The 11,803-nt window shown below is 60.3% G+C and carries 11 protein-coding genes; 7 read left to right on the forward strand and 4 right to left on the reverse strand.

Going from position 1 to position 11,803, the window contains the following annotated elements:
* Window positions 1–14 precede the first annotated feature (14 nt).
* Complete coding sequence (locus AAHM38_RS06990; protein ID WP_024973550.1) at window positions 15–320, reverse strand: BufA1 family periplasmic bufferin-type metallophore; 306 nt, start codon at window positions 318–320, stop codon at window positions 15–17.
* A 143-nt stretch (window positions 321–463) separates the two neighbouring features.
* A complete protein-coding gene (gene mtnP / locus AAHM38_RS06995) occupies window positions 464–1,366 on the reverse strand; it encodes an S-methyl-5'-thioadenosine phosphorylase (protein WP_024973549.1) in 903 nt (300 codons plus the stop codon).
* 142 nt (window positions 1,367–1,508) lie between these two features.
* Between mtnP and AAHM38_RS07000 the strand changes: the two genes are divergently transcribed.
* The 7 genes from AAHM38_RS07000 (at window position 1,509) to AAHM38_RS07030 (ending at window position 8,337) form a co-directional block, all read left to right on the forward strand.
* The gene (locus AAHM38_RS07000; RefSeq protein WP_024973548.1) at window positions 1,509–3,665 is read left to right on the forward strand and encodes an FAD-dependent oxidoreductase; all 2,157 of its coding nucleotides are present in this window, start codon (window positions 1,509–1,511) and stop codon (window positions 3,663–3,665) included.
* On the forward strand, window positions 3,637–4,431 hold the full coding sequence (locus AAHM38_RS07005) for a TIGR04283 family arsenosugar biosynthesis glycosyltransferase (protein WP_080693833.1): 795 nt from the start codon (window positions 3,637–3,639) through the stop codon (window positions 4,429–4,431). The genes AAHM38_RS07000 and AAHM38_RS07005 overlap by 29 nt, the downstream gene beginning before the upstream one ends.
* On the forward strand, window positions 4,406–5,179 hold the full coding sequence (locus AAHM38_RS07010) for a TIGR04282 family arsenosugar biosynthesis glycosyltransferase (RefSeq protein WP_080693832.1): 774 nt from the start codon (window positions 4,406–4,408) through the stop codon (window positions 5,177–5,179). Before AAHM38_RS07005 ends, AAHM38_RS07010 begins: the two co-directional genes overlap by 26 nt.
* Complete coding sequence (locus AAHM38_RS07015; RefSeq protein ID WP_024973546.1) at window positions 5,176–6,300, forward strand: FAD-dependent oxidoreductase; 1,125 nt, start codon at window positions 5,176–5,178, stop codon at window positions 6,298–6,300. Before AAHM38_RS07010 ends, AAHM38_RS07015 begins: the two co-directional genes overlap by 4 nt.
* Before the next feature lie 4 nt (window positions 6,301–6,304).
* Complete coding sequence (locus tag AAHM38_RS07020; protein ID WP_051539925.1) at window positions 6,305–7,228, forward strand: HD-GYP domain-containing protein; 924 nt, start codon at window positions 6,305–6,307, stop codon at window positions 7,226–7,228.
* 335 nt (window positions 7,229–7,563) lie between these two features.
* Window positions 7,564–7,707 (forward strand): GDCCVxC domain-containing (seleno)protein, encoded by a 144-nt coding sequence (locus tag AAHM38_RS07025; protein ID WP_277216663.1) that lies wholly within the window; start codon window positions 7,564–7,566, stop codon window positions 7,705–7,707.
* A gap of 69 nt (window positions 7,708–7,776) precedes the next feature.
* Entirely contained in the window at window positions 7,777–8,337 is a 561-nt protein-coding gene (locus AAHM38_RS07030; protein WP_024973541.1) for a carboxymuconolactone decarboxylase family protein, read from the forward strand.
* Window positions 8,338–8,699: 362 nt separating this feature from the next.
* Here AAHM38_RS07030 and AAHM38_RS07035 read toward each other — a convergent pair whose 3' ends face one another.
* Both AAHM38_RS07035 and AAHM38_RS07040 read right to left on the reverse strand, forming a co-directional pair.
* Window positions 8,700–9,023 carry a single-stranded DNA-binding protein gene (locus AAHM38_RS07035; RefSeq protein ID WP_024973540.1) on the reverse strand — a complete coding sequence of 108 codons (324 nt, stop codon included), beginning with the start codon at window positions 9,021–9,023 and terminating at the stop codon, window positions 8,700–8,702.
* An 85-nt stretch (window positions 9,024–9,108) separates the two neighbouring features.
* Window positions 9,109–10,179: a replication-relaxation family protein gene (locus tag AAHM38_RS07040; protein ID WP_235202051.1), complete on the reverse strand. Its 1,071-nt coding sequence runs from the start codon at window positions 10,177–10,179 to the stop codon at window positions 9,109–9,111.
* Window positions 10,180–11,803 lie beyond the last annotated feature (1,624 nt).

An 11,803-nucleotide genomic window follows, 5' to 3' on the forward strand; every position in this document is an offset into this window, starting at 1 on the left:
CGCTTGCAAGACGGTCAAGCCTTCTTCTCGGCCGTGAACGCCTGCAGCTGGCCAAAGCCGGTCGGCGACGTCTTCGAGACCGTCTTGTCGCACGTACCCTTCGGAACAAACGACCAGGCGTTGGACTGGTGGTCGACTTTGGAGGTACCGGCACAGGTCGTTCCGGGGCCGGCTGCGCAGTCGTTCTTGCCCTTGAGTGCCACGCCAAAACACTTTTCCTTCTCGGCCGATTGGGCCAAGGCCGGTTGCGCCGCAAAGGCGGCGCCCAGGGCGAGGGCCAGCGCGGCGGCGGGCACCTTGGAAGAAATGCGCAAGTTCATTTGAATCTCCATGATTCGGTGTCGATGGTTTGAGCCTGCAGGACTCGGCGGCCGTTCGGTTGCTGACTGCTAGATAACAGCGGCGCGCTGCCCTACGTTCGAATAGACGAAGGAGTGCCCCGTCGGCTTACAGGTGTGCGTGCTTATTTCGCTAGTGCATTGCCCTGCGCTGACGTATCGAAACGGGCTAGCAGTACCCCCAGGCGCCGACGCGTTGTTTCAGGAATCGCAGAAGGCGGTGTGACCAAGGCGCTGTCGAGCGCGCGATGCGCCAAGGATTCTGGCCAGAGCTTGGCCAGCCGCCGCACGGTCGCCGATACGACTTGCTGGGCCCGCGTAGCGTTCTGCTGAAGGTTGGCAATCGCCAACTCTGCGGTGACACAGGCTTGATGGGGATGCCAGCAATCCCAGTCGGTGACGAGCGCCAGCGTTGCGTAGGCGATTTCGGCTTCGCGCGCCAGCTTCGCTTCCGGCATGTTCGTCATGCCGATGACCGACGCATTCATCGAACGATACCAATGCGACTCGGCCCGTGTAGAGAATGCGGGACCTTCGATGCACACGTAGGTGCCACCTCGGTGGACTTGGACGTCATTCGACGCAACCTCAGTGGCCGCGTCGGCCATCGTCTGCTCCAATTGGGCGCAGACTGGGTCGGCCATCGATACGTGCGCGACCGCCCCACCGCCAAAAAATGTCGATGAGCGCTGTTTCGTGAGGTCGAGGAACTGCCGTGGAAGAACCAGGTCCAGAGGCCTGATGTCCTCCGCCAACGAGCCCACCGCCGATACGGAAATGAGGTACTCGACGCCTAGCTGTTTGAAGGCATGAGTGTTTGCTCGGTACGGGATTTCGTGCGGCAGCAGCGAGTGCGAACGGCCGTGCCGAGCCAAGAAGGCGACCTCCACCTCACCTAGACGTCCCATCAAGAAGGCATCCGAGGGTGCGCCGAATGGGGTTTTGATGCCTATTTCGGAAACGTCGGTAAGCCCCTCCATGCGGTACAACCCGCTTCCGCCTATCACGCCAATTCGCGCTCTGCGCATGACTCCTCCTCCCGTAGGTTGAGTCGTTCTTGACGATTGAGGGGCGGATTTCCTTACGTTTGTCCTGTGTAAGGAACGTTGGCGCTGCATCGTCTATCAAGTGCGGCCAGCACTTTCGCGGGCCCCGAACCTCGAGGCGTCGATGCGTTTGGATAAACGGTGGGTATTTTTGAGCCTTTTCGTCGCGATGGTAGCGACGCTGCATGCTCTCGGCGTTGGGCAGCACCTCAGCCTGGAAGGCTTCAAGCATAGCCAAGCCGGCCTGCTTGTGTGGCGCGATGCAAGCCCCCTCGTCGCTGCCGGGGTGTACTTTGCAATCTATACGGCGGCCGCCGCGCTTTCGCTACCGGGGGCGGCCATTCTCACGCTCGGTGCCGGAGCCATTTTTGGGACGCTCTGGGGAGTGGTTATTGCGTCTTTCGCGTCCACACTGGGCGCAACGGCCGCTTTTCTCAGCGCCAGGTGGCTGATTCGTGACTGGGTGCAAGCTCGGTTTGGAAACCGGCTCCGCGCGTTGAACGCTGGCATTGCGAAGGATGGCGGGTACTACCTATTCAGTCTGCGCCTTGTTCCGGTGGTGCCGTTTTTTGCCATCAATCTCTTGATGGGGCTCACGACCATCCGGACGTGGACGTTCTACTGGGTGAGCCAACTGGGAATGCTCGCCGCCACCATCATCTATGTCAACGCGGGCACGCAGCTCTCGCGTGTCGACTCTATCTCTGCAATCGCTTCGCCCGGTTTGCTAGGCTCTCTGGCATTGCTCGGCCTGTTTCCTCTCGCCGCTCGCAAGATTGCCGACTCGGTCCAAGCGCGAGCGGTCTACAAGCGATGGCCCAAGCCGAGACGATTCGACCGGAACCTCGTTGTCATTGGCGGCGGGTCCGCCGGCCTAGTCACCGCATACATAGGCTCCGCCATGCGTGCCAAGGTGACGCTGGTCGAAAAGCACAAGCTGGGAGGTGATTGCCTGAACACGGGGTGCGTGCCGTCCAAGGCGCTTATCCGTTCCGCGAAGTTTCTGTCGCATGTGCAACGAGCGCAAGACTTCGGTGCCCGCTCGGCCAGCGTCGACTTCGACTTCGCGCAGGTGATGGAGCGCGTGCAGAACGTCATCCAGCGCATCGAGCCGCACGATTCAGCGGAGCGATACACCAGTCTTGGTGTCGACGTCGTCAACGGCGCGGCTCGAATCGTCAGTCCGTGGGAGGTGGAGGTTAGTCAACCGGATGGAACGACTCGACACCTCACGACGCGAGCCATCGTTATCGCCGCCGGTGCACGGCCCACCATTCCGCCTCTGCCCGGCATCGACAAGATTCAGGTGCTCACCTCTGACAACGTCTGGAGCCTCCGGGCGCTGCCACGCCGTCTCGTAGTTCTCGGGGGAGGCCCCATCGGCTGCGAATTGACGCAGGCGTTTGCGCGGCTGGGCAGCCAGGTAACACAGGTTGAGATGGCACCTCGCCTCTTGATGCGCGAAGACCCTGACGTCTCGCAACTGATTGCGCAAAGATTCAGGCTTGAAGGCATTGACGTACGCTTGGAACATGGTGCAAAGCGCATTGAGGTGGACGAAGCGAGTAAGCGGCTCGTTGTCGAGCATCACGGCATTGAGTCTGCCATTGAGTTTGACGAGCTGCTGGTGGCGGTCGGGCGGACGCCAAATCTCTCGGGGTACGGTCTGGAGGAACTCGGTGTCAGTCTCGGTCGAACAGTCGAGGTCAACGGGTATTTGCAGACGAACTATCCGAATATCTACGCTGCGGGCGACGTGGCGGGGCCCTACCAGTTCACACATACGGCGGCACACCAAGCCTGGTACGCGGCCGTCAACGCGTTGCTTGACCCGTTCAAGAAGTTTCGAGCCGACTATCGTGTCATCCCTTGGGCAACATTTACTGAACCCGAAATTGCCAGAGTTGGTTTGAACGAGACCGAAGCGACGGACCGCAACATCCCATATGAGGCCACCGTTTACGGAATCGACGACCTGGACCGTGCCATCGCCGACAGCGAAGCGCACGGCTTCGTCAAGGTGCTCACCGTGCCCGGAAAGGACAAGATTCTGGGCGTCACCATCGTCGGAGAGCATGCGGCGGACTTGCTGGCTGAGTACGTGCTCGCCATGAAGCATGGCATCGGGTTGAACAAGATTCTGGGGACCATACACACGTATCCGACGTTCTCCGAAGCGAACAAGTACGCGGCGGGCGCCTGGAAACGCGCACATATTCCTCACCGGCTGCTCGGTTGGTTGGAGCGCTTCCATGGCTGGCGACTCGGCAGTCAATCATGAAATTGACACTGGCGCGCGGATTCGAATATCGCAGCCGTTCGTGGCGCAACGAGTTCATGGAGACCACGACGTGAGGCCAGCACTATGCATCATCTTGCCGGTCCTCAACGAGGCGCCAACCCTCGAAGAGCGCCTGCGCGCGCTGCAAGCCATGCGCAAACGCGGAGCACGCGTCGTGGTTGTCGACGGTGGCAGCGACGACGACACCCTATCTATCGCCCGCCAACATGCAGACCTGGCGTTTCTGGCACCTCGAGGGCGTGCTTCTCAAATGAACGCGGGTGCGGCCGCTTGCCCGGCCGACATTTTGCTGTTTCTCCATGCGGACACCCTGTTGCCGTCATCGGCTGATGTCCTGGTCGCGCGTGCCTTACGTGGCCCGCGCCAATGGGGACGATTTGACGTCCGCCTGGATTCGCGTCGCCCAGCACTTCGTCTTGTGGAAACGCTGATGAATGTTCGGTCCAGGTGGACCGGCATTGCTACCGGCGACCAAGCCATGTTCGTCAGGTATGAGGCGTTTCAGGAAGCGGGGGCGTTTCCGGACATTCCACTGATGGAGGACGTCGTGATGTCCAAACGACTCAAGAAGCTGAGTCCGCCCGCATGCTTACGGCAAAGGGTTGTCACCTCGGCGCGTCGCTGGGAGCGCTATGGCATCTGGCGAACAGTTCTTCTTATGTGGCGCCTTCGCCTTGCATTCTTCTTTGGCGCCGACCCGAACAAGTTGGCGGTTCAATATGGCTATCAAATCCCATCGCGCTAGGCGTTCTTTTTCTGGCGTTCAGATTGCTGTCTTTGCAAAGGCGCCACTGCCGGGGTTCGCCAAGAGCAGGCTCATTCCAGCACTTGGCGCCACAGGCGCTGCGCATCTGCAGCGTGCGTTTATCAGGGGCACAGTGGCAACGGCTATTGCGGCAAACCTAGGCCCCTTAACGCTCTGGTGCACACCGGATACTGAGCACCACCTCTTTCGCGCCCTGCGGCACCACTATGGAATTCAGATTCTGATACAGGCTGACGGAGACCTCGGTGCCAAGATGACCGACGCTTTCGCGCGCCATTGCGCTACAGGGCCGCTCCTCCTTATCGGGACAGACTGTCCTGCACTTTCTCCTGCGCATCTCCGGCTTGCAGGAGAAGCTCTCTTGCGCGGCAATGACGCGGTATTTATCCCCTCGGAGGATGGAGGGTATGCGCTCGTTGGGTTGCACGAGCCGCAGCCTGCGTTGTTTGACGGTATTCCATGGAGTACTTCGGATGTATTGCGAGCGACGCTCGAGCGTGCGGCTTCACTTGGTCTGAGGGCAGAACTGCTTGACATGCTTTGGGACGTTGACGTGCCTTCGGACTTAGCACGGCTGGAGCGGCTATCCGAGGTGAAAGCCAGCAGTTCGGAGAGAGGTCATTGGTCAAATTGGCACCGGCGTGTCAGACGGGCAGCAGCTTCCTCTGAGTCTGTTCGGTCGACAACCGCTGCGCAGACAGAGTCCGCAGCAGAGGACTACACGTGAAACGGCTCGTTCTCCTTGGCGGCGGACATGCTCACGTCCACGTGCTCACCGAACTTCGCAAGAAGCCGATTGCCGGATGGGAAGTTCACCTGATTTCGCCATACCCGCGCCAAATCTACTCGGGGATGCTCCCAGGTTGGATTGCCGGGCACTACGACATCGAACAGTGCGCGGTGCGCCTCGATGCCCTCACCGCAGCGGCTGGGATACCGTTCCATCGGACATCCGGCATCGAAATCGACCTGCGCCGGAACGTCATTGCATGCGAAGACGGGAGTCAGGAGCCCTTCGACGCGCTATCCATCGACACGGGGCCGCAAACCTCGCTCGATGGCATCGTCGGAGCCACACGAAATGTCATCCCAATCCGACCCATCGAGGCGTTTGTGGCGGCCTTGCCAGAGCTCGCTTCCCGCATCGCTTCGCACCATGGTCCCTTTGACCTGGCTGTCGTCGGCGCCGGTGCAGCAGGTGTCGAGCTTGCTTTTGCCATTCAGCGTCGCGCCATCAGCGAGGGTTGGTCGCATTTGCGTCTGTCCTTAATCGGCTCCAGTTCGCTGCCACTGGATGGGGTCTCGCGTGTGGCTCGTCTTCGCGCCGTGCGGTTGCTGCATCGACTTGGGGTCGGTTGGATTGGCGGTCGACGTGTTACGGCTGCGTTCAAGGACAACCTCACTTTCGAAAGCGGACCTCCGCTAAAGGTTGACGCGTGCCTTGCTGTGACGGGCGCTTCTGCGCCGGCGTGGGCGGTACAAAGCGGGCTTTCCACAGACGCCGCAGGTTTTATCGCGGTTGAACCGACTCTCCAGAGCACATCACATCCCAACGTTTTTGCAGCAGGAGACGTCGCGGCGTACCACTCGGCTCGCCCCAAGGCAGGGGTCTACGCTGTTCGAGCGGGGCCGGTGTTGGCCTCGAACCTTCGTGCCTTCTGCGAAGGGCGGACGCTGGTCGATTGGGAGCCGCAGGAGCGAGCGCTGTATTTGGTAAGCACGGGAGGCCGTCACGCAATTGCATCCTGGGGCAAATGGTCTTGGAGCGGGTCGTGGGTCTGGTATTGGAAAGATTGGATTGACCGCCGTTTCGTAAGGCGCTTCTCCATTGTGGGCGGTCAGCGATAGGGGGATGGCAGAAATGCGACTGTGGAAATCTCGTGTCGAGACAGAACACGACAAGGATGTAAATCAGCATGCGGCACACGGCGAGCAGTTGCTTTCGAACCTGCTCGCTTTGGCCTGGGTTATTGACTCCAGGGACCCATTCTCGGGAGGCCGACTCTGGAGAGTCTCGCGCTACTGTGCTTTGCTGTGCGAGGGCATCGGTCTACCCATCGAACAGAGCGCCAGCATTACGCTGGCTGGCTTCGTGCATGACCTCGGCAAAATCGCCATGCCGGATAGCGCCCTTCGCAAAGACGGCCCATTGAATGCACAGGATTTAGCGGTTATCAAGACGCATCCGGACGTTGGCGCTCGGCTTATGTCGGGGCACCCGCTTTCGCCGCTCGTGCTGGACGCAGTGCATCTGCATCACGAAGCCCCCGACGGCTCCGGTTATCCCAAGGGCCTCAAAGGCGACGATATTCCGCTGGTTGCCAGGATTGTCGGCTTGTGCGATGCCTTCGATGGCATGACCAGTGCGCGACCCGGTCGTAAGGTTCGCTGCATCGACTCGGCATTGGACGATATCGGATTGGGGCTGGGTTCACGCTTCGACGCTGAGCTCGGGCAACGGTTCGTCGAGTTGGGGCAAGAGGGGCTCCTTGGCCACATTGCGGGCTACAGCGACGACGGTATCCCTCTTCAGTTCTGCCTAGCGTGCGGACCGACACTTGTCACAAGGCGTGAGCAAGGCCTTGGCGATAGCGTGTTTTGTGGCAACTGCGGCCGGCATTACGTCCTCGAGACGGGGCATGCCGAAGCCCTGCTCGAAGCGGTTCCGACCGGGATGGTCGGGACGGCTCAGAACCTGAGCCCCCGGCCCGACGCCGCGCTTATCCGGCGCTTTGTGGAGGACACCGCGCGTCACGCCCTCGCTGACTTGTCTTGACCACGGTAGTCGCTTGTATCGATAGGGGTACAGAGCATTGACAACCGGTGCATCATGCACCTTGCTTTCGGGGCGCTCGGTCTGGCTTCGTTGCTGACACGCATTTGGTGAGTTGCTCCAATATCCGGACCATGTGGCTCCGAGACGCACTATCAAGAGGTCGATACGCTCGGTGTCATCAACCCTGCGGGGACCATTCACCATACGCCTACGCTAGTTTCTAACCGGCATAGGAGGTAAAGCGAGCCGTTACGTCCAAAGGAATTTACTCAATGCCGTACGTACTCTAGTCAACCATCACGTGCCTAAGCTGCGGGCACGCGAAGTAAGAGACGATGCCCACCGACTTATGCACGTGGTTCTATGTGTGCAAGAAGTGCAATGCGACTCTCACACCGAAGCAAGGAGGCTGCAGCGTCTTTTGCAGCTACGACTTCGGTGAAGTGCCCACCCATCCAGATGGCCCATCACTGTTGTAGCGGTCACGGCAACTGACCGCGCAATGAGCGGCAGCAGCCCATTTTTTCTCTTCATCCAAGGAATTAACCATGTCCTACCTCAAGCAACTTACCTCCGTTGACCACGGGTCTGCAGAAGGCAAGCAGAAAGAAGTTCTCGATACGGCGCTCAAGCAGGTTGGCTTCATCCCGAACATGTATGCCAACATGGCGAACGCGCCGGCGGTGCTCAGCACATATTTGCATGGCTATGGACTGTTCCGGGGCGAGTCTGGTTTTTCCCCGGCGGAGCAGGAGGTTGTCTTTCTGGCAGTGAGCCAGGTCAATGGCTGCAGCTATTGCACGGCCGCTCACAGCATGATTGCCGACAAAATGTCGGGTGTTCCTGCACCTGTTCTGAAGGCCATTCGAGAGAAACAGCCTATTCCCGATGCCAAGCTGGCAGCGCTTTTCGAACTGACTCAAGACATTGTTCGTACGCTCGGCAACCCCAGCGAAGGCAAGGTCGCCGCCTTTCTCGATGCTGGCTACAAAGAGCAAGATGTGCTCTACATCATCCTGGCCGTCTCCGTTAAGGTTCTGAGTAATTACTCCAATCATGCCTTCGGGACCGAAGTCGATGCGAGATTTGCGGCTTATAAGGTTGGATGACAAGGTCGCACCACTCACGACTGGTTGTCATGTCGGCTTGTTGCGCCTTCGTTGAGTGGCTTCGTGGGCAAAAAAATGGCCACCCGGGAACGGGTGGCCGAATCAATCACTGTCCTTGAGATACAGCCGGCGCCGGGAGTCCAAAATTAATTGCGACCCTCAATCGTCTGAGAACAACTCGGTGAGCCCATTCCAATCTTTTGACCGGACTAGGAGTTCAACTATCTCGAGTATGACCAACAGGCTCTCCTGACTTCGCCCTTTGAGCGTCCGGCTGACCTTACTTGTTAGCGCTTGCTTGCGGGAAATTCGAATTCGCTTGTACTCACGTCACACCTTGAAAGAAGGCGTGGGTGGTACGTTCAAGCCGAGGCCGGTTCTTGGCCAGTTGGAGCGGCCACCGGCTTGGCAATTTTCGCTGCCTCAAACGCCAGAATCAGTAGCGTGCCAGTGGGCTTGCCCTCGCGCGACAGATAGAAATCCGCCTTCAGCTTGCCGGTGACTTTGACGAAATCGCCTTTGGCGAGGCCCAAGTCTTCGCTCTTCATGACCCTCACGGTATACCAACAGGGTTCTGCATCGCTTCCGCGCTGGCTTTCGCACATCCGAAACTCGTAATAGGTCTTGCCGGTTGTCTTTGTTTCCTTCTGTTGTGGCTGGGTAGCCACGTTGCCAAATGCCTGCATTTTTTGATGTCCTTGCGTGGTACGTAGGTTTTTGATGGCGTTCCATCACTACGTATAGGCACCAGCCGAAAGACATCGAGCGGCCCTACAGCCGAAGCGGGGAAACCGGCTGCCGCCACGGCTTCGCGGTGTTCGGGCGTCGATAGGGCAAATAGTTCTCGTTGAACCAGCCGGACAGTGAGTGCTCGTTGGTGGAATCCAGTCTCACCTTTGGCAACCACGTCGGCAACAATTGCACGATGGCATGACCCACACGGACATCGATAGCGCCGCCACCGCCGGATGGCCAGACAGCGGCCCAAACCTCAAACACCCCAGGCTCGACCTCCTTGAAGTGTCGACCGTAGTCCGGATTGATTACCTCGGCGTTTGAAACCTTGGCTGTCTTGCGAATTACGGCAAGGGCATCTTGCAATATGCGGTCGGTGCGAGCGAACACGACGACACGTCGAAGTGTCGTATCGTCTTCTAAGGCGGACCCGATGCGCCTCACCAGTTTGGACAACGCCGTCTCGCGGTCGTTACCGCGTTTGCTTCGGTCGATTTCAAACCAAGTGACTCCATCCGGTTCATATGCGAGCGCGTCAGGACGCAGCGTTCGAGGTGTGTCGGGCCACACCTCGACCGACATGAAACCTTGCTTGACCTTTCCGGTGTTGCCCGTTCCCTTGTTCAATTCTCGTAGCGCTTCGGATTCCGTGAGCGCACGCAGCCCGCGCGCTTCGCATGCCAAGACGATGAAGTTCATCCACAGCCGGTGCTCTGGATTGCTCATATCGGCGACACGTCGCACAGAGGGGCACGCGGCTATGCCGTGGTCATCAAGCCATCGTGCACCGGCCGTGGTCAGTCCGTACACGTGCTGGAATCGGTCGGTGCGATAGCGACGGACCAGTCCAGCTTTGGCCATTCCTCGCATTGCGCGTTGGGCGGCAGTGAGCGCTGCTTTGAAGGGGCGCTCTGGGCAGCACGCGAGGGCGATATCGACGGCGCGGATAACGCGGAATCGATTCAGTGTCGACAGCGCTCGCAGCCACATGGCCTCCTGTAGAACGGTTGGATGTATCTCGGAGGTCAGCCCTCGGCTCTTGATTTGCGACGCGCGTTGCCGCACGTTGGTCGGCGTAGGCGCGTCCGTCTGCGCCGCAGTGTTCATCGCCTCCGCGCTATGTGATGCACCTTGCTGCGGCGCAGAGAAGCTGTTGACAGTCTCTCGTAGGCAAGCGTCGTGTGCCTCTACTGCGCGGTGGCGTGTGTCGTTGGTAGCGCGAGACGGTGCCGTGGGGTTAGGTTTCATCGTGGGTATCTCCGTTGATAGCGTTTGCAACGCCACGCGCCCCTCGTTGTGCTGCCGGGCGTGCGTGGGATGTGCTTTCGTATAGCTATCAGCGCCAATAGGGTCTACGAGGCTGTCCACCACGCACGCCTTGGCGAGCGTTTGCGCTACCAAGGATTCGTCGCCCGGCTGGGCGAGGGCATGGGGCAACTGTCTCTTCCCCTCGTCCAGCCTCGCGCGCTTGGGGCGCGCGACGCCGACGTATCCGTCGCGACGTCCGGCAAAGTGAACGCGCTTTCGGCCCGGCTCCGCCGGTGCGAAACCCCGCCGCCGTCCGCAGACGTTTTTTCAAGGCCCCCTGTTTCCCTGGGACGGCGGCACGCAACCCTTCTTTCGGCATGCCGTGCCGGCCTGGCTGCCCCGTGCTGCGTGAAGCAACTCTGTCGTCAACGCAGCGCGGGGACCCCGCGCCAGACCCAGCATCCGCTCGCGCGTCTGCGTCCGCCCTCGATGTCGACATGCGCTGGGCCGGCGGCGGGGTTTCGCCCCGCCTTCGCCTGGCCCCGTCGCGAGCAGCTCTTCTCCCGTAGCCGTCCCGCAATGGTCAGCTGACCCATGCACGCCGCTCTGCGTTTAGGAAAGGCCCACGGCTGGACGCCGTGCCGTCCGTCCGCTGCCGCCATCGGGAGCGCGGGTTTGGTGTCGTCGGGCCGGGCCTGTTGAGAAGCCGTACTGACCGACGGTGAGAGTGCTGCCTTGGCTACCCTCGTGGTGAGCGTTCGCTGCATCCGTGGTGACGCTTTCGGTGCCCGGGTGCCCGCCACACTGGCGCGTGCGATACCGGCAAGTGGCGCTGAGCCAATGCTCGGCCGTCTCGCGAGTCGACGCCCGTGCCAAGACCACGCTGTCGTCAGCAATCGGTCCTTCCAGGGCTCGGAGCTGCCCGTCGCGCAGTGCCTGAATCGCACGCTCCTGCAGTTGTCGCAGTTGTCCATGCCCCTGTGGCTCAGGTTGCCACTGGCTGACGTTGGGCAAGAGGTCCAAGACTCTACGCCAGACCGAGGGAAAGCTTTCCAGCGGGTCCACTAAGAGAACGGACTGAATAGGGGTGCGCTCAGTCGCCAAGCACGCCAGCACTTCGAAGAGGCGCTCAGCCTCACCCGGCGGTATATCGTCAAAGGCGGTCTGCTCCACCAGTGCCATTTCTTGGAGCCTTCTTGGTCCATCTGCTGGCGCGGTACCGTCCCAGCCTGCCAGGCGCCATTCGTCGCGCCAAGCCAAAAGCTTTGCGCCTGTGCCAACGCTGTCGGCTTCCAGTGACCGGCTGTAGAAGCGTGGGCGGTCCGCATGCTTTTTGAGGTGACCCACGTAGCTCGTCACACGGCGGGCCAGGGTCTCCTCCGGGCGGCTCAATCCCAGATAGGTTTCGAGGAGCCCGAGTAGGCCCATCCGCCCAACGACAGGCTCGTTAAGGGAGTTCTTGCGCGAGGGTCCTTGGCGACTG

Source organism: Ralstonia sp. OTU4908, assembly GCF_038440115.1.
Lineage (GTDB): Bacteria > Pseudomonadota > Gammaproteobacteria > Burkholderiales > Burkholderiaceae > Ralstonia > Ralstonia pickettii.